The sequence below is a fragment of the Sphingomonas sp. 179-I 2A4 NHS genome, from assembly GCF_045369135.1.
In the GTDB taxonomy this organism is placed as follows: domain Bacteria; phylum Pseudomonadota; class Alphaproteobacteria; order Sphingomonadales; family Sphingomonadaceae; genus Sphingomonas.
On record NZ_JBIQFL010000003.1, the window covers coordinates 141571 to 163144 of the forward strand.

The following is a 21574-nucleotide window of genomic DNA, read 5'->3' on the forward strand; positions in this document are numbered from 1 at the left end:
GCGCCCGCCGCGTTCAGTCGTTCGACCAGCGTGCCCAGATGGCGGTGGGCAGCACCAGCCCGCGCGCTTCCTCGCGCACGCCAAGCTCGCCGCATTCGACCGTGCCGGGCAGGTCGGCGAACAGCTGGCGCAGCATCTCGCCGATCGCCAGTGCGGACATGCGGACCGCATAGACGGTGAGGAACAGCGCGCGCGAGTTCGCATCGAGCAACTGGCGGCAATCGGCGATCAGAGCGGGCAGATGCTCCTCCAGCCGCCAGATCTCGCCCTCCGGTCCACGACCGTATTTGGGCGGATCGAGCAGGATGGCGTCATAGCGGCGACCGCGGCGTACCTCGCGCGCGACGAACTTCGCCGCATCGTCGACGATCCAGCGCACCGGGCGATCGGCCATGCCGGAGAGCTTCGCATTGGCGCGCGCCGCCTCGACCGACTTCTTGGACGCATCGACATGGACCATCTTCGCGCCCGCCGCGGACAGCGCGAGCGTGCCGACGCCCGTATAACCGAACAGGTTCAGCGCTTCGGGCTCGGCAACGCCGTCGATCTGCTCGCGCAGCCATGACCAGACGGGGGCCATGTCGGGAAAGAAGCCGAGGTGGCGAAACGGCGTGTTCTGCGCCGTGAAGCGGATCGTCCCGGCGCCGACACCCCAGGAGAGCGGCCAGCCATTGCGCGGCACGGGCCGGCTGTAATGCCACTGGCCGCCGCCATCCTCGTCGCTGCCGGGGACGAACTCACCATGCGCCTGCCAATTGTCATGTGCCGGCGCCCACAGCGCCTGCGGTTCGGGGCGGATGAAGCGATAGTCGCCGTAGCGCTCCAGCTTGCGACCATGGCCACAATCGACGAGGCCATAATCGCCCCAGGGTTCGCCAATCAGCGTCTCAAGCTTCATGGCCGCAGCGTTACCGACATTGCGATCTGCTTGGAACCGCCGGGCGGCACCAGGAAGATGCCCGGCTTGTCCTTGAGCTCGCCGCGATAGCCTTGCGGATCGGCAATGCCATGCCACGGCTCGACGCAGATGTAGCGCGCACCCGGCTTGGTCCAGATCCCCAGCATCGGCGTATCCGGAAAGCTGATCTCCAGCTGCGGACCGTCGCTTGCGCCATAGGTCACGCTGGACGAGCGGATGTCGTCCCATACCAGCGCGTCGTTGGCGAACAGGTCGTCCGCAAGGTACAGCGTGCGCCCGTCGAGCGGGGAGGGGCGGGTTCCGGGCGCGATCGTCGCGTCGCTGGCGATCACACGCAGCGGCTCCGGCTCGTCATGCGAGAAGGTGATGCGATGATCGCTGCGGTCGCGGCCATAGGGCAGGGGCCATGCGAACGCCGGGTGGAAGCCGAAGCTTGCCGGCATGGGTTCGGCGCCCGGATTGCGGACCGTGATCTCGGTGACGAGCGTCGCGCCGTCGAGGCGAAAGGCCGCGTCGAGCACGAAATCGAACGGATATTGCTTGCGGGTCTGCGCGTCCGCTTCCAGCCGGAACAGCAATCGCGCGTCGTCCCGCTCGACCAGCGCGAACGGCAGTCGCCGCGCGAAGCCGTGCTGCTTCATCGGATAGCTGCGCCCGTCGACGCGGATCTTCTCGCCCGCGGGCTTGCCCACGACAGGGAAGAGCAGCGGCGCGCGGCCGGTCCAGAACTTCGGATCCGCGTCGGTCATCAGCTCGCGCCCGGCGGCGTCCTTCAGCGAGGACAGTTCCGCGCCGAGCGGGTTGATCGCTGCGGACAGTTGATCGTTCGCGATGGTGATCCAGTCGGTCATGCTCGCCTCCCTGGCCGATCCGTCATCCCCGCCAGCGCGAGGATGACGGACATATATTAGCCCCGCAGCGAGGCGCCGAGCTTGGCGGCGGCGGCGACGACCTTGTCGGCGATCGCCTTCAGCTCCGCCTCGACGAACGCCTTGTCGCCCGGCTGCAGCACCACCTCGACCGCCATCGATGTTTCGCCATCCTTGGTGAAGACGTCGAACACCCGGGCGGAGACGATCGCGGCCTTGTCCGCGCCCTTCACCGCTCGGGCGAGCGCATCGGCCGCCAGCCCCTCCGGCACCAGGAAGGCGAAGTCGCGGCGGACGGCCTGGAGCGCGGGCGGCGTATAGGCGGGGCGCATGAAGCCAGCGGAACGCTTCGCCGGGATGGCATCGAGGTACAGCTCAAGCGCGGCAACGCCAGCGTCGAGATCGAACGCGCGGGTGACATTGGGGTGGAGGATGCCGAAAGCAGCAAGCACCGTTTTCGGCCCAAGCCGCAGCGTACCCGACTGGCCCGGGTGCCAGGCGTCGCCTGCTTCGCCGAACACCTGCAAATTATCGACCGGCGCACCCGCGGCGGCGAGCAGCGCCAGCGCCTCCGTCTTGGCGTCGAACGCATCAAAGGCCTGCGCCTTGCCTGTCTGCCAGTGCCGCGCGCGGCGGTCGCCGGCGAGGACGAGGCTGAGCGTCGGGCGCTCCTTGTCGGCAAGATAGCGGCGACCGATCTCGAACAGGCGGATCGTGCCGGCACCGCGCCGCACGTTGCGCGCGGCGGCCGAGAGCAGCCCCGGCAGCAGCGAGGGACGCATGACCTTCAGGTCCTCGCTGATCGGATTGGCGAGCGTGAAAGCACCCCCACCGAACGGCGCGGCCTCGCCTTCCGAGATGAAGCTCCACGTCACTGCTTCGTCCAGGCCGCGCGCGGCGGCGGCGCGGCGGACGCGGCGTTCCAGCTTCTGTTCCGGCGTTGCGGTCGGCGTGGCCACACCCGGCGCACGCGGCAGCGGCACAGAGGGGACGTTATCGATCCCCTCGATACGGATCACTTCCTCGACCAGATCGGCCGCGCCGTCGATATCGCGGCGCCACGTTGGCGGCGTGACCTGCCAATCGTCGCTGACGGTGAAGCCGAGCGAGGTGAGGATCGCGCGCTGCCGCTCCGGCGCGACGGCGAGGCCACCGAGAGTTTCGGCGCGCGCGGGGTCATAGGCATAGCTGCGCGTACCCAGCGGCGGCTCACCGGCGCGGGTGGTGCCGGTCGGCTGACCACCGCACAGGTCGAGCACGAGGCGCGTTGCGATCGCGAGGCCATCGTCCAGAAACGCCGGATCGACGCCGCGTTCGAACCGCTGGCGCGCATCGCTGGTCAGCATCAGCTTCTGGCCGGTGCGCGCGATATGCTCGGGATCGAAAAAGGCGCATTCGATGATGACGTCGGTGGTCGCGTCCGACACGCCCGATTCCTCGCCGCCCATGATGCCGCCGATGTCATGGACATGGGCATCATCGGCGATGACCGTCATCGTCTGATCAAGCGTGTAGGTCTTGCCGTTGAGGGCAAGGACCGTCTCGCCGGCCTTTGCCTTGCGCGCGACGAGGCCGCCGGAGAGCTTCGCCTTGTCATAGACGTGCAGCGGGCGGCCGAGATCGACGGTGACGTAATTGGTGACGTCGACCAATGCCGAGATCGGCTTCTGACCGATCGCGCGCAGCCGCTTCGCCAGCCATTCGGGCGAGGCGCCGTTGCTGACGCCATTGACGCCCTGCGCGAAGAAGGCGGGGCAGCCGGCGGGATCGTCGGTCCGTACGTCGGGGCCGGGGCCTTCGCCCGCAACCGGCTCTGCCGTCAGCGGCTTCAGCGTGCCGAGGCCGGCGGCGGCGAGATCGCGCGCGATGCCGCGCACGCCCATGCAATCCTGCCGGTTGGGCGTGATCGACACGTCGATGACCGGATCGTTGAGGCCCGCCCATTCGGCATAGACTTCGCCGACCGGCGCGTCGGCGGCCAGTTCGATGATGCCGTCATGATCGTCGCCCAGCTCCAGCTCGCGCGTGGAGCACATCATGCCGTTCGATTCGACGCCGCGGATCGCCGCGACCTTCAGCACCATGCCGTTGGCCGGCACCGTCGCGCCGGGCATGCCGAACACGCCGACGAGGCCGGCACGGGCGTTGGGCGCACCGCACACGACCTGAAGCGGGCCGTCGCCGGCGTCGACCGACAGCACCTGAAGCTTGTCCGCCTGCGGGTGCCGCTCGGCGGTCAGCACCTTGGCGATGCGGAAGGCGGCGAGCTTCTCGCCGGGGTTCTCGACCCCTTCGACCTCAAGGCCGATGCGGGTGAGGCCGACGAGGATCTCGTCCAGCGATGCCGCGGTGTCGAGGTGGTCCTTGAGCCAGGAAAGCGTGAATTTCATCTCTATCGTCCGATCACGCCGCGCCGACGCCGCCCGACAGGGTCGGGACGTCGAGGGCGGAGAAGCCATAATGCTTGAGCCAGCGGATATCGCCGTCGAAGAAGGCGCGCAGATCGTCCATGCCGTATTTCAGCATGGCGAGGCGATCGATGCCGCAGCCAAAGGCGAAGCCCTGCCATTCGTCGGGATCGAGCCCGCAGGCGGCGATCACCTTGGGGTGAACCATGCCGCTGCCCAGCACTTCCATCCAGCCGCCGTTGGGCACGTCACCACCGCCGCCGATCACGCGCTTGCCCTTTTGCAGCGTGTAGCCGACGTCGACCTCCGCCGAGGGTTCGGTGAAGGGGAAATAGCTGGGGCGCAGGCGAAGCACGATGTCGTCACGCTCGAAGAAGGCCTTGAGGAAGGTCTCCAGCGTCCATTTCAGGTGACCCATGGTGATGCCCTTGTCGATCACCAGCCCTTCGACCTGGTGGAACATCGGCGTATGGGTCGCGTCGCTGTCGCTGCGATAGGTGCGGCCGGGCGCGATGATTCGGATCGGCGGCTTGTTCGCCAGCATGGTGCGGATCTGCACCGGCGACGTGTGGGTGCGCAGCAGGCGGGGCCGCTCGCGATCCTCAGGCACATGATCGCCGGCGAGATAGAAGGTGTCGTGCATCGCGCGTGCCGGATGGGTTTCCGGAATGTTGAGCGCGGTGAAATTGTGCCAGTCGGTCTCCATCTCCGGGCCGGTGGCGACCGCGAAGCCGAGATCGGCGAAGATTTCCGCCAGTTCGTCCATCACCTGGCTCACCGGGTGGATCGTGCCGGCGAGCGGCGCATCGACCGGCAGCGTCATGTCGATCCGCTCGGCGGCGAGCTTTGCCTCCAGCGCGGCGGCCTCCAGTGTGGCCTTGCGGGTGGCAATCGCGTTGGTAACCGCCTCGCGCAGGCCGTGGATCGCCGGGCCCTTCACCTGGCGCTCCTCGGGGCTGAGGCCGCCCATCGACTTCAGCAGCGCGGTAACGCGGCCCTGCTTGCCCAGCGCGTCGACACGCACCGCGTCCAGCGCGTCCAGCCCCGCCGCAGCCTCGATCGCGGTCAGCAGGTGCGTTTTCAGGTCGTCAATCTCGGTCATCGGTAACTATCCCGTCATTCCCGCGCAGGCGGGAATCCATACGCGCTGTATCCTCGACTGGCTCGAAGCCAAGGTTGATCGCCAAGTCCACCCACCCGGGGTTGTTTTCCTCGATCAGCCGCAGCTTCCAGTCGCGATTCCACTTCTTCAGCTGCTTCTCGCGGCCGATCGCGGCTTCCATCGTGTCTGCCATCTCGAACCAGACAAGACGATGCACCCCGTAGCGGCTGGTGAACCCTTCGATCAATCCTGCGCGGTGCTGATGCAGCCGCGCCAGCAGGTTCGATGTGACGCCTATGTAGAGGGTGCCGTGCTTGCCGCTGGCGAGGATGTAGACGCAGGGTTGTTTGGCCACCTGATGTTCTCCTCACCTGGGGTCGGAGAATATGGCTTCCCGCCTGCGCGGGAATGACGTTTCGATCGCCAGGCGCCAGACACGCAAAGGGCGCGGGTGTTGCCACCCACGCCCTTCGTGTCGCTTCAGGTGAAGAGGCTTAGGCCTGGGCCGGCAGCGCGTTCTTCACCTGAGCGACGAGCGCCGTAAACGCTTCGCCTTCGTGCATCGCGATGTCGGCCAGGACCTTGCGGTCCAGATCGATGCCCGCAAGCTTCAGGCCATGCATGAACTGGCTGTAGGTCAGGCCCTCGGCGCGGACGCCGGCGTTGATGCGCTGGATCCACAGGCCGCGGAAAGTCCGCTTCTTAACCTTCCGGTCGCGATACGCATACTGGCCGGCCTTTTCGACGGCCTGACGCGCGATGCGGATCGTGTTCTTGCGGCGGCCGCGGTAACCCTTGGCCTGTTCCAGAATGTTCTTGTGCTTGGCGCGAGTGGTTACGCCCCGCTTAATGCGTGCCATGTGCTAGTTCCTCTCGCTCAACGCAGGCCGTACGGCGCCCAGGCCTTCACCGTCGCGGTGTCGGCCTTCGACAGCACCTTGGTGCCGCGGTTCTGGCGGATGTACTTGCTGTTGTGGCTGATCAGGCGGTGGCGCTTGCCAGCGACGCCGTGCTTGAGCAGGCCGGATGCGGTGAGCTTGAAGCGCTTCTTGACGCCGCTCTTGGTCTTGAGCTTGGGCATTTTGGTCCTTTCAAATCGAGCGAGACTGGAACCGCCGCGGCAGCCCTGATGGCCGGGCGATTCTTTTCACCTCGCTGGGAAGAAGCGGGGCGCATAGCGGCGGGGCGGGTGAAATGCAACCAACCCCTGCGCCATGCGATTTGCGCTTTCATGGACATGGCGACTGAACCTGATCGGCAGCCTGCGCTGTCTGGGGTGAAGCCCCCGCCGGGCACCGGCCTGCGCGATCCGCGTCGCCGCCGCCATATCCTGCGCAACACGATCATCGCCATCCTCGCCATCCCCGCGCTCATCTGGCTGGTGCTGTTCATCACCAAGGGCCGATTTCTGAAAGGGCCGTTCGAGACGATCGTCGGCCGGATGACCAACCGTGAGGTGCGCGTCGGCGGCGATTTCCAGCTGTATTTCGCGCCGCTCAGGATCAAATTCTACGCCGAGCGCTTCACCATCGCCAATCCGGCCTGGGCGACGCGGCCCTATCTGTTCCGCGCCGACCGGATCGACACTCGGATCGCGCCACTGTCGCTGCTGTTCGGGAAGCGGCGGCTGTACTGGCTCGACCTTCAGAACGGCGCGGCGGACCTGGAATGGAACGCCGGGCACACCACCAACACCTGGACGTTCAGCGAGAAGAAGGGCGGCAAGCCGCTCGATTTTCCCCGCATCGACGTGGCGACGGTGCGTGGAACGACGGTGCGCTATCTCGATCCCCGCATGAGGCTGCTCGCCGACCTCGGGATCGAGGATATCCGCTCGCAAGATGCGCAGATCGGCAAGTCGGTTCGGGTGGGCGGCACCGGACGCATCCGCGACACGCCGTTCCGCGTCACCGCGCAACTGCTGTCGCCCGACGCGACGGTGAACCGCGGCGAGAACAAGCTGACCGCGCGTGCCTGGGCGGCGAACAACGTGGTCGACGTGTCAGGCACGCTTCCTTCTCTGGCCGAGATCGAGAAGGTGCCTCTTGAGACGCGAGCGCGTGGTCGCGACCTGTCTGAACTGCTCGGCATCATCGGCGTCGTGCTGCCGGAAACGCGGCGCTACGCCCTGAAGGGCCGGATGGTGAAGGACGGTGAGGTCTACCGCTTCACCAACATCGCCGGCACCGTGGGTGAGAGCGATGTCGCCGGCAAGCTGACGGTGACGAATGGCGATCGGCTGCACCTCGATTCGGTGATCCGCACCCGCAGCCTCGATATCGTCGATGCGTCGGTGCTGGTCGGCTACAATCCCGACATCGTCGAAACGAAGGGCGCGGTTGCCGCAGCGGCCGCCACCGGCTCCGGCCCGCGCAAGCTGCTGCCGGACGATGACATGCCGGTCGAGAAGATGCGCACCTTCGACGCCGATCTCGTCTGGACGGTCGATCAGGTGAAGTCGCGCCGCGTGCCAATCTCGAACATGGAGCTCACGCTCGATCTCGACCGCGGCCGCCTTGCGCTGTCGCCGTTCAACTTCGCCATGGCGCGCGGCAACGTCGCCAGCGACATCGTGTTCGACACGCGCCAGCGGCCGAGCGCGGTGAAGTACGACTTCCGGCTGGCCCCGACGCCGATGGGGCGGCTGTTCGCCGGCTGGGGCGTCGCGGAATCGGGCACCACCGGCACGATCAAGGGCCGCATCCAGCTGAACGGCCGCGGCGATTCGATCGCGGATTCGCTCGCGACATCAAGCGGCCGCATCGCCTTCGTCATGCCGCAGGGCGCGCTGTGGACGCGCAACGTCCAGCTGTCCGAGCTCGACATAGGCACGTTCGTCCAGAAGATGTTCGCCGGCAAGCTGAAGAAGCCGGTCGAGATCAATTGCGGTCTCGTCGCGTTCACCGTGCGCAGCGGGATCGCGGCGGCGGACCCGATCCTGATCGATACCAGCAAGAACGTGATCCTCGGCCGCGGTGGCTTCAGCTTCCGGACCGAGGCGATCGACATCGCGATCCGCGCCGATGCCAAGAAGTTCAGCCTGTTCTCCGGCCAGTCGCCGGTCGGGATCGGCGGCTATTTCTCCGCGCCGACGCTGAACGTGATCAGCCCGCAACTGATCGGCCGCGCCGGTGTGGGCCTGGGGCTTGCCGTGGCCGCCGCGCCGGTCGCGGGCGTGCTGGCCTTTGTGGATATCGGCGACGCGAAATCGGCCGCCTGCGGTCCGGTGCTGTCCGCCGCCACCGCCGCCGCGCAGCGCACCACCAAGGGCCAGCCGCGCGACGACGTCGGCAGCGGGACGACCGCCAAGGACGAGAAGGGCAAGGACAAGCCCGGCAAGGAACAGCGCAAGAAGTTCCTCGGGATCTTCTGAGCCGGGGGGATCTTCTGATCCCCGCAGCGGCCCCTAGTGCGCGTGCCGAATGGCGTGCAGCGCCTCCAGCACCTCGTCCATCCGCGCAGGATCGCCGATCGCCAGCACCTGGCCCGTGCTCGCCTCGGTCAGCGGATCGCCGTTCCAGTCGCACATCCGCCCGCCGGCGCCCTCGACGATCGGGGCGAGCGCGGCGAAGTCGTACAGCGCCAGCCCCGCCTCGCACACGATGTCGAGGTGCCCGCTCGCGAGCAGCCCGTAATTGTAGCAGTCGCCGCCATAGACCGGCCCTTGCCGCGCATGCCCGCCCGACACCGCCGCGACCAGCGCCATGAAGTGCGGTACCTCGTCGTCGTTGAAGGCATGCGGGCTGGTGGTGGCGAGGATCGCGCCCTCGATCTCGCGACATGTGCGGGTGCGCGTCGGCGCGCCGTTGAACAGGGTCGGCCGCCCCGCCGCGCCGATCCACCGTTCGCGCTGGATCGGCTGGTCGATCACGCCCAGCATCGGCCAGCCATCCTCGACCAGCGCGATCAGCGTGCCGAAGATCGCGCGCCCGACGGTGAAGCTGCGCGTGCCGTCGATCGGGTCGAGCACCCAGCGCCGCCCGGTGACGCCGTCCTTGCTGCCATATTCCTCGCCATGCACCGCGTCGCCCGGCGCCTCGGCATCGAGGATACGGCGCATCGCCGCTTCGGCCGCCCGGTCCGCCAGCGTGACGGGGGAGTGATCGTCCTTCATCTCGGTGCCGAGCTCCCCGCGGAAATAGGGGCGGATGGCGTCGCCGGCAGCATCGGCGAGGCGGGCGGCGAGATCGAGGTCGGACTGGCGGATCGGCATCCTCACTGCCCTATCGTGCGCCGCCCGCCCGCGCTAGGATCAACCCACCCTGGGAGAACCATCATGCGCCGTCTGATTGCCGCCGTGTCGCTTGCCATCCTCGCCACGCCTGCTTCCGCCGCTCTGCCGGTCGGCGCCAAGGCCCCCGATTTCACCACCCGCGGCGCGGTCGCGGGGAAGATCGTCACCGTGAACCTCGCGCAGCAGCTGAAGAAGGGGCCGGTCGTGCTGTACTTCTTCCCCGCCGCCTTCACCGCCGGCTGCAATGCCGAGGCGCGTGCCTTTGCCGAGAATATCGCCAACTTCCGTGCCGCCGGCGCCACCGTGATCGGCATGTCGGCCGATCCGGTCGAGGCGCTGCAGAAGTTCTCCGCCACCGAATGCGCTGGCAAGTTCGCGGTGGCGAGCGCTGGCCCCGGCGTCGTCGCCGGCTATGACGTGGCGCTCGGCCGTCAGGTGAAGGGGCGGGATGCCACCAACCGCACCAGCTACGTGATCGATCGCGATGGGCGCGTCACCTTCGTCCACAGCGAGCTGGCGGCGGACCATCATGTCGCGCTCACGCTTGCCGCCGTTCGCAAGCTGAAGGACCAATGACGACAACGCAATATTAGCAACTCTCGGCTAACCACCGGTTCCGGGAAAGGCCGCGCTTCGGGCGGCATCGCGGGGCGGAGAAGCTGATTGTGGGTTCGATGATGACGCCGATAGGGATCGCACCGTCCGATCTCTTCGACGCCATCGGCACCTTCCTCGCCGATCATCACCTCAGTCCCGAACCGGCCAATTACGCGTTCGCCTACACGGTGCTGAGCGATCCTGCCGGGCCGCTGGCACGTGCCGTTGCCGAAATCACCGACGGCGGCATTCGCCTGTCGCGAGAGGACATCCGCAACCTTGGCGTCGGCGCCGGCGGCGATTGGGCGCCGTGGCGCGCGGCCGACGCGGCACGCGCCGAACTGGCGGATCATGTGGCCGCTGCCAACCAGCGCGCCGACCAGCTGATCGCACGCGCCGATCTTCAGGTCAGCGGGTTCTCCGATCTGGTCCGTGCGATGCACGCCGAAACGACCGGCTTCGGCCGCAACCTGGAAGAAAGCGCTGCGGCCATCCGCCGTGCGGATCCGCTCGCAGGGGGTGACGAATTGGCTCGCCTCACGGGCGCGATGATCGAGCGGGTTCGGTCATCCGAACAGCGGCTGGCCGCGGCCGAGCAGGAAGCTGACGAGCTGCGCCGTGCGCTTGACGAGGCGCGGGACTGCGCGCGACTCGATCCGCTGACCGAATTGACCAATCGCCGCGGCTTCGACGAGGCGTTCGGCGCCTTGTCCCCAGATACGCCGATCGCAATCGCATTGTGCGATATCGATCACTTCAAGCGGGTGAATGACGAATTCGGACATGCCGTCGGCGATCGGGTCCTGCGCGCAGTAGGACAGACGCTCGCGGGTGCCGTCGAACATGGCCTCGTCGCCCGATATGGCGGCGAGGAGTTTGCGGTGCTGATGAGCGGCCCCGCCGTCGCCTCGGCGCGTGATGCGCTTGACCGTGCCCGCGGCGCGGTGGCGGCGCGCCGTTTCCGCGTGCGCGATACGGACATGCCGATCGGCGAGGTGACCATTTCCGGCGGCATCGCCATCGGTCGCGCAGCCGATGCGCTCGAGGCGCTGTACGCGGTAGCGGACGCGGCCTTGTATGAGGCGAAGGCCAATGGTCGGAATCGCGTAATCTGCGCCGCTTGATGGTGTAGCGCGCCAACAGGGGTTGGCGGAATTTTCCACGCGAAAAGCGGCGCTGTCCTAAGTTGTTGATTTTGCGTGGGCCGTGAAATTGGCACGGTCGATGCAATGTCCCTGGCATGCAGATGGATCACCCACTGCCACCCAGGAGACACACCATGATCAACCGTTTCGCCAACCTTCAGAACCACGCCGTCAGCTTCCTCGGCGCTCTCGCATTCGCCGCCCTGATGATCAGCGCTGCAGTGCCCGTATCGCCGATCGCCTGACCGCAACCAGCCACTCTCACTCTCACCGAAAGGATATCGCCATGTTCCGCTCCGCCGCCCTCGCCGTTGCCGCGCTCGCCAGCTCCTCGGCCCTGCTGCTATACGTCAATGCAGCTGCCGCCGTGGTCGCCTGAACCGGCTCCACCCTTCCTTCCTCACCACGTGAATAGGTGCCAATGAGCAATCCCGCAGCCAACACATGCCCGGCCATCGCCCGCATCAGCGCGGTGCGGCCGGGCGATGGGCCGGGATCCTCCACCGAAGCGTCCAGCGCGAACAGCTGAAAGGCATAACGGTGCGGCCCGTGTCCCGTCGGGGGATCGGGTGGCAGCCAGCCCTCGCCAAAATAGGAATGACGGCCGACGTCGCCGCGCTCCTCGCTACCCGTGCCATCGGCGCTGATCGCACCTTCCGCCAGCCGCGCGGCATCCGCGGGCAGGCCCCATACCACCGCATGAACCAGCGGCTGCGGGGCAGGGGCGTCCGCATCCTCCACCAGAAGCGCCAGCATCATCGTGCCTTCGGGCGTGGCACCCCACACCAGCGGCGGGGAAATGCCGGCGCCGTCCGCGGTGAAGCGGGGTGGCAATCGCCCTTCATTCGCGAAGGCGGGGCTGGAAAGATCGAGGGCGTCGAAACGACCGCCCAGTTCGGGTTGAACGATCGCCAGCTTGTCCGCACCCGCGCGGATGCCGGAAAGCGCACGGCCAAGCCATGCGGGAACATGTTCTAACATGGTACCTCCTCCGATCCATCAAACGCGTCAGGCGGCACCGCGGTCCCACCCGCGCGTTGGCCGCTGATGGCAGACCCGCACAATCTCGATCGTTTCGTCACCGCGCAACAGGGCGTCTGGGAAGACGCGCTTGGCGAACTGCGGCGCGGACGAAAGACCAGTCACTGGATGTGGTTCATCTTCCCGCAGCTTCGCGGGCTCGGCCGCAGCGCCATGGCGCATACCTATGGCATTGCCTCGCTCGACGAGGCGCGTGCCTATCTCGCACATCCGGTACTCGGGGCCCGGCTGTACGAGGCGACGGCGACGCTGCTGGCTGCGCCTGGCAGCGCGGAGACGACCCTTGGCGACGTCGATGCGATGAAGCTGCGTTCCTCGATGACGTTGTTTGCCCTTGCCGCCGATGATCCGGCGCCCTTCCGGGCCGCGCTCGACCGCTTCTTTGCCGGCCAAGAGGACGCGGCAACGATTGATGTGCTGAAAGGCCGAACAGGCGCCTAGCGCGCATCAGGCGCTTGCGCTAACCCCCTTGGAAAATGGGGGGATATCATGATGGGGAACTTCCGCCGGCGCGTTGCCGCGTCCGTTGCGCTGCTCGCGCTCGTTTCCGGCTGCGGGGGCGGCGATGGCGGCTCGTCGCCGGTCGCTGGCGGCGGCACCGCTGCGGTGCCAACCCCTTCGCCAAGCCCGACGCCCACGGGTGCCTGCAGCCTTCGCGCCCGGCAGGACTGGGCTGCGGCGCAGCTGCGCGAATGGTATCTCTTCCCTGAGACGCTGCCGACCAGCCTCAATCCGGGCGGCTTTTCGGACCTGTCGGACTATGTCGACGCGCTGACTGCCACGGCGCGGGCGCAGAACAAGGATCGCTATTTCACTTACGTCACCTCCATCAAGGAGGAGAATGCTTATTATCAAAGTGGCTCCAGCGCCGGCTATGGCTTCCGCCTGGCGCTCGATGCCTCGGGGCGGATCTTCGTGACGGAAACGTTCGAACAGACGCCGGCGCTCGCCGCCGGGGTCGATCGCGGGGCCGAAATCGTCGCGATCGGCGAAACGGTTGCGGGTTTGCTCAGCGTATCCAGCCTGTACCAGTCGGGTGGCGTCAACGCGCTCAACAATGCGCTCGGGCCGTCGCAGGCCGGCGTGTCGCGCGTCTTCCGGGTGCGCGTGCCGGGCGGTGCAGAGCGGGACGTGACGATCGCTCAGGCCGATTACGAGATCGCGCCTGTTTCCAGTCGCTATGGCGTCAAGATCATCGAGGATAATGGGCGCCGCGTCGGCTATGTGAACCTTCGCACTTTCATCTCCACCGCTGATCAGGCGCTGCGCGACGGCTTTGCGCGGCTCCGCGCGGCGGGCATCACGGAACTGATCGTGGACCTGCGCTACAATGGCGGTGGGCTGGTCTCCACCGCGGAGCTGCTCGGCGATCTGCTCGGCGGCAATCGCTCCTCGAACGAGGTGTTCGGCTACATCAGCTACCGATCGGAGAAATCGTCCGAGAACGAGCAGCGCCTCTTCTCGCCGCAACCGCAATCCGTGTCGCCGACGAAGATCGCCTTCATCGGCACGGATCAGAGCGCCTCTGCCAGCGAAGTCGTGATCAACGCGTTCGTGCCCTATCTGCACGGCAACGCCGCGCTGATCGGCACCAACACCTATGGCAAGCCGGTCGGCCAGATCGCGCGCGATCTCACCGCGTGCGACGATCGCCTGCGGGTGGTGGCGTTCGCAACGCAGAATGCCGCCCGGCAGGGGGCCTATTACAACGGGCTCGCACCCGTCATGGAGGCGACCTGTCAGGCCGGCGACGATCTCTACTATCCGCTCGGCGATCCGCGCGAAGCATCGACCCGGCAGGCGCTCGACTTCTTGGCCGGGCGCAGCTGCACCCGCATCGGCGGGGCGAGTGCCAGTGCCTCCGCCGCGCGCACGCGCGACGTGCCCGCGCGGCGCGAGCTTCTCGTGCCCGCGCGCCCGACTACGGCGCAGCGCGAGACGCCGGGGGCGTACTAATCGCCGTCCGGGACGTCATCACCGAATCCGGCGGACGACCTCTTCCAGCTGGTCGGTCGCCGCATTCCACCCGGGCTCGAACCCCATGGCGGCGTGCTGGTCGCGCGCGTCCTCGGTCCAATGGCGCGCGATGGCGTTGTAGCGCGTATTGCCGCCTTCATCGGCGAACTCGTCTATCCGGAGCATGAATGGCCCCTGCGGCACCCAGCCGGGCGCAAAAGCGTCTGTCGAAACGATCCGCTGCTCCGGCACCACCTCCAGATAAACGCCCTCGGACGGGTTCTCCTCGCCATCGGGGCCGCGCATGATCATTGCTGATCGGCCGCCGGGGCGAAGATCCATTTCGACAAGCTCGACCGTCCATGGGCGCGGCACGAACCATTCGGTGAAATGATCGGTCCAAGCACGCCAAACGGTCGAAACGGGGGCATCGATCAGCCGCGTGATCCGCAATTCGTTGCTCATACGGTTTTGGCTCCGGCGCGGGCGCGCTCGATCGCTGCGATATCGATCCGCTGCATCGTCATCATCGCCTCCATCGCCCGCTTCGCCGCTTCGCGGTCAGGATCGGCCATTGCCTCCATCAGCGCGCGCGGCGTGATCTGCCAGGAAAAGCCCCAGCGATCCCTGCACCAGCCGCAGTCGCTCTCGGCCCCGCCGTTCCCGACGATCGCGTCCCAGTAGCGATCCGTTTCTTCCTGGCTCTCGGTCATCACCATGAAGCTCACCGCTTCATTGGGCTTGAAGTTCGGCCCGCCGTTCAATCCCAGGAACGGTCGGCCCAGCACCGTGAATTCGACCGTCAGCTCGCCGCCTGCGGGCATCGACGGGTTATCCGCGGCAGATGCCTGGATCGCCTTGATCCCGCTGTCGGGGAAGATGCTGGCATAGAAGGTCGCGGCCTCGCGGGCCTGGCCTTGGTCAAACCACAGGCACGTCACCATCTTGTCGTCGCTCATGGTGTCTCCTCACGCTCTGCCTGGCGCAACGACGCCGAAAACAGCCCCCATCGGGTCTCCAGCGACGATCACCTCGTCGCCACCTGGCACCGTCATCGGACCGGACAGGACCGTTCCACCGCCATTTTCGACCGCTTTTTTGGCGGCCTGAATGTCGTTCGTGCGGAAGTAGAACAGCCATCCAGGCGGCTGCTGGTCGTTGATCTTCATCATCGCGCCGATCGTCTCAGCGCCGATTTCGATGAAGGTATAATCACCCAGATCGTCCGGCATGACCATCTTGTCCGGGTATCGCCAGCCGAACACATCGGCGTAAAAGGCCTGTCCGTCCAACGGGTTGGCCGTGGCAAGCTCGTTCCAGTTGCACTTGCCCATGCCCGTCCGTTCCCAGGCGGTGCTCGGTGCGTCGACCGCGCCGCGCATGACGTAGAAGGTATTGCCCTGCGGATCCGCCACCATCGCCAGGCGGCCGACCCCCGGTATGTCGCGCGCCGGAAGGTGGACGCTGCCCCCCGCGGCCGTGATCCTCTCCACCGCCACATCGACATCATCAACGCCGATGTAGAACAGCCACGTCGGCTTCGCCCCCTGATCGATCATCTCGCGCCACAGCGGCATCATGCCGCCGGTATTTTCCCCGTTGGGAGCGATGATCATGCGATAGTCGGGACCATCCGCCGGCCGGTCGCCGAACTTCCACCCGACCACCGCCTCATAGAAAGCGATTGCCCGCTCGGGCTCCGGCGTGAGCAATTCGTACCAGATCGGCGAGCCATGCACGTTGCGCACCCTGCCCTCTTCAACGATCGACCAGTGGCGTGAAGCTGCCGAACACCATGCGCTTGCCGTCGAACGGGCGCCGGTCGCTCGGCGCGAGCCGCTCGTCGCTCATTAGCTTCTCCCACGCCGCGTCACGGACCTGCTTGGACGGCCATTCGATCCACCCGAACGCCACCGCTTCCCCCGGCTCCGCCTTTACGGTGCGCCGGAAGTCGGTGACCTTGCCATCGCTGACATCGTCGCCCCAAGTGTCGACCACCCGCGTCGCGCCATGTTCCAGAAACGCCGCATCGACCGCCGCGCAATAGGCCCGATAGGCGTCCTTCTGCGTCTCCGGCACCGGCGTCACCACCCCGTCGATATAACCGCACGCGCCGCCCGGCCCGTCCTCGTGCAGGAGCTCGAACCCGCCATAGATCATGCGCTGCCCGTCGAACGGCATATCGTGGATGGCCTTCATCCGCGGGTCGTTCATCATCTTCTCGCCCGCGGCGTTGCGCGTCGCCTTGTCGGGATACTCGACCCAGCTGAACAGGACCGCCTCGTCATCCTTCGCCTGCACAGCGCCATAGAGATCGTTCACCTCGCCGCGGGGGACGTCATCGCCCCAGCCTTCCACCATCCGGGCGACACCGAATTCCTTGAACAGGGGCAGGGCGCTTTCCGCATGATCCTTGTACTTCTGCTTGTTGGCGGTCGGTACGGCGACCAGGAAGCCATCGACATAGGTCATGCGGCTTCTCCCTGGCGTTCGAGCCACGCCTTGATTTCGGGCGGCGGGCTGCCGGTGAAGCCGGCCAGTTGAGCCTCCATCGCGCGCTGGAAGGCAGGTCGCGCGGTCGCGCGCGCAACGTAGGCGACGAGATTGTCGTAGCGGTCGAGATAACCGTCGCCAGACACGATCCGAAGCACATCGGCCATTAGCAAATCGCCAGCGGTGAAAGTGTCGCCATCCAGCCAGGTGCGGTCGCCGAGCCCCTGGGAAACTTCGCCTATCCGCTCGTCGATGCGCGTTTCCACCGAGGGCAGCCGCGGCTTCGACCAGGGCTGCTCCGCCTCGAACAAAGTGCAGATGGCATGATCCATGATCGGCGGCTCGACCGTGTTGAGCGCGGCGAACATCCAGCCAATGGAGCGCGCGCGCGCGCCGGGATCACTCGGGAGCAGCCCGCCGCCGAACCGCTCCGCGATGTGGAGCACGATCGCGCCGCTCTCGAACAACGTGAGATCGCCTTCCTCATAGGTCGGCACTTGCCCGAACGGCTGGCGCGCACGGTGCGGCGCGTGTTTCTGGCTACCTTGGCTGAGATAGCGAACCTCATAGGGCTGGCCAGCTTCTTCCAATGCCCAGCGCACGCGCAGGTCGCGCACCTGGCCCTCCGCGAACGGGGGCACCCAGTCGAAGGCCGTGATGACGGGTCTCGACATCCTCTCTCTCCTGTCATTGATCCGGCAGTTGCCGGCGATGCGTGCTCGGGCGGGGCGTCAGGCGGTGGCCGCTTCGGGCTGCGCCATCGTCTGTTCAGCGGCGGCCATGTCCATGAAGAACGGTCCCCAGCCGTGGCCGTCGGGGTCTTCGAAGGCGCGGCTGTACATATAGCCGTGGTCCTCCGGATCATGGGCCTCGCGCCCGCCCGCCTTTATCGCCGCCTCGGTGATCGCATCCACCTCGCCCCGGCTGTCGAACGCCAAGGCCAACAACACGCCGCTTTGCGAATGCGCGTCGATGATCGTTTTTGGCGTGAAGGTGGCGTAGAATGCGCGATCGAGCAGCATGACGCCGATCTCGTCGGACCACACCATGCCGGAGCCCTGCTCGTTCGAGAACATCGGATTCCTGGTGAAACCGAGTGCTTCGTAGAAGGCGGTCGCCTTGGGAACGTCGCTGACGGGCAGGTTCACGAAGATCTTCTTGGCCATGGCAAACACTCCTTTGCCGACTCGATCCTTGTCTTTGATGCCGGCAACAGTTACTAAAAGCAACTATGAAGTTAGAAAAAGTGACCAAGGAGGATCGTGCGGCCAGGCGCTGGTATGATGATGCGTGCGGCACTGCGCTCGCGATGGAACTGGTCGGCGAGCGCTGGTCGATGCTGATCGTGCGAGAGCTATTGTTCGGCGCCCGGCGCTTCGGGGAGATCAAGGCGGCGCTGAACGGGATCAGCGCGAATGTGCTGACGCAGCGTCTGGAGGGGTTGGAGGCAGCGCACATCCTCCGCCGTGTGAAGCTGCCGTCGCCGGCCAACGTCCAGGTCTATGAACTGACCCCTTGGGGATACCAGGCGGAGGAGCCGATCAAGGCGCTGGCCGCCTGGGCCGCCCGATCACCGGACTATAATCCGCTGCTGTCGCTGTCCGCCGCGTCGATGATGATGTCTCTGCGTGTCAACATCGATCACGGACGAGCGCGTACCATGCCGACAATGACGGTCGGCTTCACTATGGGTGCCGACTCGTTCGTTGCACGCCTTGCCGACGGTGAACTTGCGATCACGCGCGAGACGGGGGCTGGCGACGTGCATTTCGCCACCAGCGCGCGGCTGCTGGCGAACCTCATCTACGGCAAGTGGCCGCTGGAAGAGGCTGAAAGCGCTGGCGAACTCGTCTTCAGCGGCGATCGCGCCGCGGCGGCGCGCTTCATCGATCTCTTCTATCTTCCGGCGAAGGCAAAGGTTGAATAACCCCCGAAATCGCGCCTAAGGCAGTCGTGTTACTTTCGAGGCGCGCATGACCGATATTCCGAACACGCTTCCCGACAGCCGCGAGACGACGATCCTCGACGCGCCTGACAAGATGGTCAGCGTGCGCGAGATGTTCGGCATCGATTCGGACATGCAGTGCCCGGCCTTCAGCGAGGCGGACGAGCGTGTGCCGGATCTCGACCCCGCTTATGTGTTCGATCCCGACACGACCCTCGCGGTACTGGCTGGCTTCGCGCACAACCGCCGCGTGATGGTGCAGGGTTATCACGGCACCGGCAAATCGACCCATATCGAGCAGGTGGCGGCGCGGCTGAAATGGCCGTGCATCCGCATCAACCTCGATGCACACATCAGCCGTATCGACCTGATCGGGCGCGACGCGATCGTCCTGAAGGACGGCCAGCAGGTCACCGAATTCCGTGAAGGCCTGCTGCCGTGGGCGCTGCAGACCCCGACCGCGCTCGTCTTCGACGAATATGACGCCGGGCGCCCGGACGTGATGTTCGTGATCCAGCGCGTGCTGGAGACCGAGGGAAAGCTGACGCTGCTTGACCAGAACCGGGTGATCCGCCCGAACCCGTATTTCCGGCTATTCGCGACCGCCAACACGGTGGGCCTGGGCGACACGAGCGGGCTTTATCACGGCACGCAGCAGATCAACCAGGGCCAGATGGACCGCTGGAACATCGTCGTCACGCTGAACTATCTGCCGGCGGCGACTGAGGCGAACATCGTGCTCGCCAAGTCCGGCGAATATGACAAGCCGGAGGGCCGCAAGCAGGTCGAGGACATGATCCGCGTCGCGGATCTCACCCGCAAGGGCTTCATCAATGGCGATATCTCGACCGTCATGAGCCCGCGCACGGTGATCACCTGGGCGCAGAACACGCTGATCTTCAAGGACGTCGGCTTCGCGTTCCGCCTGTCGTTCCTCAACAAGTGCGACGAGGCGGAGCGGCCGCTGGTCGCTGAATATTACCAGCGCGTCTTCGGCAAGGACCTGCCGGAGAGCGTGGTGGGGAAAGCGTAACCTCTGGCCACCGAAACGCCCATCGATCGCTTCAAGAACGTCCTTGGCGGCGCGTCGCGGGCGCTTGCCGACGAGGCGGAGATCGAACTCGCCTTCACCGCCGACGCGCCGAGCCAGTCGGGCAAGCACCTCAAGGTGCCGATGCCCGCGCGCAGCCTGCCGGCGGACCAGGTGGCGGAGGCGCGCGGCTTTGCCGACAGCTTCGCGTTGCGATTGAAGCATCACGATCCGGCGCTTCACCTGCGCGGTGCACCGCCTGAGGCCGTTGCGCGCGCCGTGTTCGACGCGGTCGAGAATGCGCGCGTCGAGGCGCTGGGCAGCCGTGGCTATCGCGGGATCACCGACAATCTCGCGCACGCGCTCGACGTCAGGCTGCGTGCGGATCCGATCACCCGTGCGCGGACGAAGGACGAAGTGCCGCTCTCGACCGCACTTGGCCTAATGGTTCGTGAAGCGCTGACGGGCGAACAGGCGCCGGCCGCCGCTGCGCCGGGAATCGCGCTGGTGCGTGAATGGATCGAGCAGAAGGCGGACCTGTCGAACCTCGCGCTGGCGCTCGACGATCAGCGCGCCTTCCAGACGCTCGCGATGAAGCTGCTCGAGGACCTCGAGCTCGTCGAGGGCGACCAGACGCCCGAGGACAGCGACGAGGGCGGCAACGAGGACGAGGGCACCGACAGCGAGCAGCAGGACGAAGGCGAGGAAGGCGAGAACCAGGACGGGGAGGGCCAGGCCGAGAGCGAGCAGCGCGGCGAGCAGCGCGAGTCCGACGATACCGAGGGCGAAGGGCAGGAGCAGGGCGAGGAAAGCTACGACGATCTCGATGGCGAGCCAGGGGATGACGGGGAGGAGGGCATGCAGCCCGTTCGCCCAAACCGCCCGGTCGCGGATCTGTCGCCGCACTTTGACTATAAGGTGTGGACGACGCAGTTCGACGAGATCATCGCCGCGACCGAACTGTGCGACGCGGACGAACTAGCGCGGCTTCGTGGCTATCTCGATCAGCAACTGGTGCCGCTGCAGGCGGTGGTGTCGCGACTCGCCAACCGGCTGCAGCGCCGCCTGATGGCGCAGCAGAACCGCTCGTGGGACTTCGACCAGGAAGAAGGGCTGCTCGACGCCGCCCGGCTGGCGCGTGTCGTGATCAACCCGATGCAATCCTTGTCGTACAAGGTGGAGAAGGACACCGAATTCAAGGACACGGTGGTCACCCTCCTGATCGACAATTCCGGTTCCATGCGGGGCCGGCCGATCTCGATCGCGGCGATCAGCGCGGATATCCTCGCGCGTACGCTTGAGCGCTGCGGGGTGAAGACCGAAATCCTTGGCTTCACCACGCGGGCCTGGAAGGGCGGCCAGAGCCGCGAGACGTGGCTCGCCGCCGGTCGCCCGCCGCAGCCCGGTCGCCTCAATGACGTACGCCACATCGTCTACAAGCAGGCGGACGAGCCTTGGCGACGCGCGCGCAACTCGCTTGGGCTGATGATGCGCGAAGGGTTGCTCAAGGAGAATATCGACGGCGAAGCGCTGCTTTGGGCACATGGCCGGCTGATCGCGCGACCGGAAGAGCGGCGCATCCTGATGGTCATTTCGGACGGCGCGCCGGTCGACGACTCGACGCTTTCGGTCAACAGTGGCTCGTATCTGGAGCGGCATTTGCGCCAGGTGATCGACTGGATCGAGCGCAAGTCGCCCGTCGAGCTGATCGCCATCGGCATCGGGCATGATGTGACGCGCTACTACAAGCGCGCCGTGACGATCATGGATGCCGAGCAGCTTGGCGGCACGATCATCGAGCAGCTGGCGGCGCTGTTCGACGCGAACTGACGGGC

General features: G+C 66.4%; 23 protein-coding genes. 8 read left to right on the forward strand and 15 right to left on the reverse strand.

The window, feature by feature from the left end; all coding sequences use genetic code 11:
* Positions 1 to 13: 13 nt before the first annotated feature.
* The 7 genes from ACH0CP_RS06805 to rpmI form a co-directional block, all read right to left on the reverse strand.
* A complete protein-coding gene (locus ACH0CP_RS06805) occupies positions 14 to 898 on the reverse strand; it encodes a class I SAM-dependent methyltransferase (protein ID WP_294442698.1) in 885 nt (294 codons plus the stop codon).
* Positions 895 to 1770 carry an aldose 1-epimerase family protein gene (locus tag ACH0CP_RS06810; RefSeq protein ID WP_294442699.1) on the reverse strand — a complete coding sequence of 292 codons (876 nt, stop codon included), beginning with the start codon at positions 1768 to 1770 and terminating at the stop codon, positions 895 to 897. The genes ACH0CP_RS06805 and ACH0CP_RS06810 overlap by 4 nt, the downstream gene beginning before the upstream one ends.
* Before the next feature lie 56 nt (positions 1771 to 1826).
* Positions 1827 to 4178: a phenylalanine--tRNA ligase subunit beta gene (pheT, locus tag ACH0CP_RS06815; RefSeq protein WP_294442701.1), complete on the reverse strand. Its 2352-nt coding sequence runs from the start codon at positions 4176 to 4178 to the stop codon at positions 1827 to 1829.
* Between the two features lie 13 nt (positions 4179 to 4191).
* Positions 4192 to 5298, reverse strand: a complete 1107-nt coding sequence (pheS, locus tag ACH0CP_RS06820) for a phenylalanine--tRNA ligase subunit alpha (RefSeq protein WP_406875454.1) — start codon at positions 5296 to 5298, stop codon at positions 4192 to 4194.
* Positions 5285 to 5653 (reverse strand): GIY-YIG nuclease family protein, encoded by a 369-nt coding sequence (locus ACH0CP_RS06825; RefSeq protein ID WP_406875455.1) that lies wholly within the window; start codon positions 5651 to 5653, stop codon positions 5285 to 5287. The genes pheS and ACH0CP_RS06825 overlap by 14 nt, the downstream gene beginning before the upstream one ends.
* 139 nt (positions 5654 to 5792) lie before the next feature.
* Positions 5793 to 6158: a 50S ribosomal protein L20 gene (gene rplT / locus ACH0CP_RS06830; protein ID WP_145117787.1), complete on the reverse strand. Its 366-nt coding sequence runs from the start codon at positions 6156 to 6158 to the stop codon at positions 5793 to 5795.
* A gap of 17 nt (positions 6159 to 6175) precedes the next feature.
* Complete coding sequence (gene rpmI / locus ACH0CP_RS06835) at positions 6176 to 6379, reverse strand: 50S ribosomal protein L35 (protein ID WP_046407959.1); 204 nt, start codon at positions 6377 to 6379, stop codon at positions 6176 to 6178.
* Positions 6380 to 6535: 156 nt separating this feature from the next.
* On the opposite strand from rpmI, the gene ACH0CP_RS06840 reads away from it, so the two are divergent.
* The gene (locus ACH0CP_RS06840; RefSeq protein WP_294444812.1) at positions 6536 to 8671 is read left to right on the forward strand and encodes an AsmA family protein; all 2136 of its coding nucleotides are present in this window, start codon (positions 6536 to 6538) and stop codon (positions 8669 to 8671) included.
* Positions 8672 to 8704: 33 nt separating this feature from the next.
* On the opposite strand, the gene ACH0CP_RS06845 is transcribed toward ACH0CP_RS06840, so the two are convergent.
* On the reverse strand, positions 8705 to 9511 hold the full coding sequence (locus ACH0CP_RS06845; RefSeq protein WP_294444811.1) for an inositol monophosphatase family protein: 807 nt from the start codon (positions 9509 to 9511) through the stop codon (positions 8705 to 8707).
* A gap of 63 nt (positions 9512 to 9574) precedes the next feature.
* Between ACH0CP_RS06845 and ACH0CP_RS06850 the strand changes: the two genes are divergently transcribed.
* Both ACH0CP_RS06850 and ACH0CP_RS06855 read left to right on the forward strand, forming a co-directional pair.
* Positions 9575 to 10108, forward strand: coding sequence for a peroxiredoxin (locus tag ACH0CP_RS06850; protein ID WP_294444810.1), 534 nt, complete (start codon positions 9575 to 9577; stop codon positions 10106 to 10108).
* 101 nt (positions 10109 to 10209) lie between these two features.
* Positions 10210 to 11253: a diguanylate cyclase domain-containing protein gene (locus ACH0CP_RS06855; protein WP_406893894.1), complete on the forward strand. Its 1044-nt coding sequence runs from the start codon at positions 10210 to 10212 to the stop codon at positions 11251 to 11253.
* Positions 11254 to 11541: 288 nt separating this feature from the next.
* Here the strand turns inward: ACH0CP_RS06855 and ACH0CP_RS06860 are convergent, their stop codons facing one another.
* Entirely contained in the window at positions 11542 to 12255 is a 714-nt protein-coding gene (locus tag ACH0CP_RS06860; protein ID WP_406888444.1) for a YbhB/YbcL family Raf kinase inhibitor-like protein, read from the reverse strand.
* Positions 12256 to 12321: 66 nt separating this feature from the next.
* On the opposite strand from ACH0CP_RS06860, the gene ACH0CP_RS06865 reads away from it, so the two are divergent.
* The gene (locus ACH0CP_RS06865; RefSeq protein WP_294444807.1) at positions 12322 to 12756 is read left to right on the forward strand and encodes a DUF1810 domain-containing protein; all 435 of its coding nucleotides are present in this window, start codon (positions 12322 to 12324) and stop codon (positions 12754 to 12756) included.
* 48 nt (positions 12757 to 12804) lie between these two features.
* A complete protein-coding gene (locus ACH0CP_RS06870; RefSeq protein ID WP_294444805.1) occupies positions 12805 to 14271 on the forward strand; it encodes a S41 family peptidase in 1467 nt (488 codons plus the stop codon).
* Positions 14272 to 14289: 18 nt separating this feature from the next.
* Here ACH0CP_RS06870 and ACH0CP_RS06875 read toward each other — a convergent pair whose 3' ends face one another.
* The 6 genes from ACH0CP_RS06875 to ACH0CP_RS06900 are packed head-to-tail and all read right to left on the reverse strand — an operon-like array spanning position 14290 to position 17930.
* Entirely contained in the window at positions 14290 to 14736 is a 447-nt protein-coding gene (locus ACH0CP_RS06875) for an SRPBCC family protein (protein ID WP_294444803.1), read from the reverse strand.
* Positions 14733 to 15230 carry a VOC family protein gene (locus ACH0CP_RS06880; protein ID WP_294444801.1) on the reverse strand — a complete coding sequence of 166 codons (498 nt, stop codon included), beginning with the start codon at positions 15228 to 15230 and terminating at the stop codon, positions 14733 to 14735. Before ACH0CP_RS06880 ends, ACH0CP_RS06875 begins: the two co-directional genes overlap by 4 nt.
* Positions 15231 to 15239: 9 nt before the next feature.
* On the reverse strand, positions 15240 to 16019 hold the full coding sequence (locus ACH0CP_RS06885) for a VOC family protein (RefSeq protein WP_294444799.1): 780 nt from the start codon (positions 16017 to 16019) through the stop codon (positions 15240 to 15242).
* 10 nt (positions 16020 to 16029) lie between these two features.
* Positions 16030 to 16743, reverse strand: coding sequence for a DUF1428 domain-containing protein (locus tag ACH0CP_RS06890; protein ID WP_406875456.1), 714 nt, complete (start codon positions 16741 to 16743; stop codon positions 16030 to 16032).
* Entirely contained in the window at positions 16740 to 17438 is a 699-nt protein-coding gene (locus tag ACH0CP_RS06895; RefSeq protein WP_406875457.1) for a glutathione S-transferase family protein, read from the reverse strand. The genes ACH0CP_RS06890 and ACH0CP_RS06895 overlap by 4 nt, the downstream gene beginning before the upstream one ends.
* 57 nt (positions 17439 to 17495) lie before the next feature.
* Positions 17496 to 17930 carry a VOC family protein gene (locus ACH0CP_RS06900; RefSeq protein WP_294444075.1) on the reverse strand — a complete coding sequence of 145 codons (435 nt, stop codon included), beginning with the start codon at positions 17928 to 17930 and terminating at the stop codon, positions 17496 to 17498.
* Between the two features lie 65 nt (positions 17931 to 17995).
* Between ACH0CP_RS06900 and ACH0CP_RS06905 the strand changes: the two genes are divergently transcribed.
* The 3 genes from ACH0CP_RS06905 to cobT are packed head-to-tail and all read left to right on the forward strand — an operon-like array spanning position 17996 to position 21569.
* A complete protein-coding gene (locus ACH0CP_RS06905) occupies positions 17996 to 18691 on the forward strand; it encodes a helix-turn-helix domain-containing protein (protein ID WP_294444074.1) in 696 nt (231 codons plus the stop codon).
* A gap of 46 nt (positions 18692 to 18737) precedes the next feature.
* Positions 18738 to 19742 (forward strand): cobaltochelatase subunit CobS, encoded by a 1005-nt coding sequence (gene cobS, locus ACH0CP_RS06910; RefSeq protein WP_294444073.1) that lies wholly within the window; start codon positions 18738 to 18740, stop codon positions 19740 to 19742.
* Positions 19743 to 19745: 3 nt separating this feature from the next.
* Positions 19746 to 21569 carry a cobaltochelatase subunit CobT gene (gene cobT / locus ACH0CP_RS06915; RefSeq protein ID WP_406875546.1) on the forward strand — a complete coding sequence of 608 codons (1824 nt, stop codon included), beginning with the start codon at positions 19746 to 19748 and terminating at the stop codon, positions 21567 to 21569.
* The last annotated feature ends 5 nt before the right edge of the window (positions 21570 to 21574 follow it).

What these genes read in the sequence shown, in the direction of transcription:
- ACH0CP_RS06865 (WP_294444807.1), top strand. Translation starts at nt 12,322, where the DNA reads ATGGCAGACCCGCACAATCTCGATCGTTTCGTCACCGCGCAACAGGGC.
- ACH0CP_RS06880 (WP_294444801.1), bottom strand. Translation starts at nt 15,230, where the DNA reads ATGAGCGACGACAAGATGGTGACGTGCCTGTGGTTTGACCAAGGCCAG.
- ACH0CP_RS06905 (WP_294444074.1), top strand. Translation starts at nt 17,996, where the DNA reads ATGAAGTTAGAAAAAGTGACCAAGGAGGATCGTGCGGCCAGGCGCTGG.
- ACH0CP_RS06805 (WP_294442698.1), bottom strand. Translation starts at nt 898, where the DNA reads ATGAAGCTTGAGACGCTGATTGGCGAACCCTGGGGCGATTATGGCCTC.
- ACH0CP_RS06850 (WP_294444810.1), top strand. Translation starts at nt 9,575, where the DNA reads ATGCGCCGTCTGATTGCCGCCGTGTCGCTTGCCATCCTCGCCACGCCT.
- ACH0CP_RS06895 (WP_406875457.1), bottom strand. Translation starts at nt 17,438, where the DNA reads ATGTCGAGACCCGTCATCACGGCCTTCGACTGGGTGCCCCCGTTCGCG.
- ACH0CP_RS06870 (WP_294444805.1), top strand. Translation starts at nt 12,805, where the DNA reads ATGATGGGGAACTTCCGCCGGCGCGTTGCCGCGTCCGTTGCGCTGCTC.
- ACH0CP_RS06860 (WP_406888444.1), bottom strand. Translation starts at nt 12,255, where the DNA reads ATGTTAGAACATGTTCCCGCATGGCTTGGCCGTGCGCTTTCCGGCATC.
- rplT (WP_145117787.1), bottom strand. Translation starts at nt 6,158, where the DNA reads ATGGCACGCATTAAGCGGGGCGTAACCACTCGCGCCAAGCACAAGAAC.
- ACH0CP_RS06900 (WP_294444075.1), bottom strand. Translation starts at nt 17,930, where the DNA reads ATGGCCAAGAAGATCTTCGTGAACCTGCCCGTCAGCGACGTTCCCAAG.
- pheT (WP_294442701.1), bottom strand. Translation starts at nt 4,178, where the DNA reads ATGAAATTCACGCTTTCCTGGCTCAAGGACCACCTCGACACCGCGGCA.
- ACH0CP_RS06875 (WP_294444803.1), bottom strand. Translation starts at nt 14,736, where the DNA reads ATGAGCAACGAATTGCGGATCACGCGGCTGATCGATGCCCCCGTTTCG.
- ACH0CP_RS06890 (WP_406875456.1), bottom strand. Translation starts at nt 16,743, where the DNA reads ATGACCTATGTCGATGGCTTCCTGGTCGCCGTACCGACCGCCAACAAG.
- cobS (WP_294444073.1), top strand. Translation starts at nt 18,738, where the DNA reads ATGACCGATATTCCGAACACGCTTCCCGACAGCCGCGAGACGACGATC.
- ACH0CP_RS06840 (WP_294444812.1), top strand. Translation starts at nt 6,536, where the DNA reads ATGGCGACTGAACCTGATCGGCAGCCTGCGCTGTCTGGGGTGAAGCCC.
- rpmI (WP_046407959.1), bottom strand. Translation starts at nt 6,379, where the DNA reads ATGCCCAAGCTCAAGACCAAGAGCGGCGTCAAGAAGCGCTTCAAGCTC.
- pheS (WP_406875454.1), bottom strand. Translation starts at nt 5,298, where the DNA reads ATGACCGAGATTGACGACCTGAAAACGCACCTGCTGACCGCGATCGAG.
- ACH0CP_RS06845 (WP_294444811.1), bottom strand. Translation starts at nt 9,511, where the DNA reads ATGCCGATCCGCCAGTCCGACCTCGATCTCGCCGCCCGCCTCGCCGAT.
- ACH0CP_RS06810 (WP_294442699.1), bottom strand. Translation starts at nt 1,770, where the DNA reads ATGACCGACTGGATCACCATCGCGAACGATCAACTGTCCGCAGCGATC.
- ACH0CP_RS06855 (WP_406893894.1), top strand. Translation starts at nt 10,210, where the DNA reads ATGACGCCGATAGGGATCGCACCGTCCGATCTCTTCGACGCCATCGGC.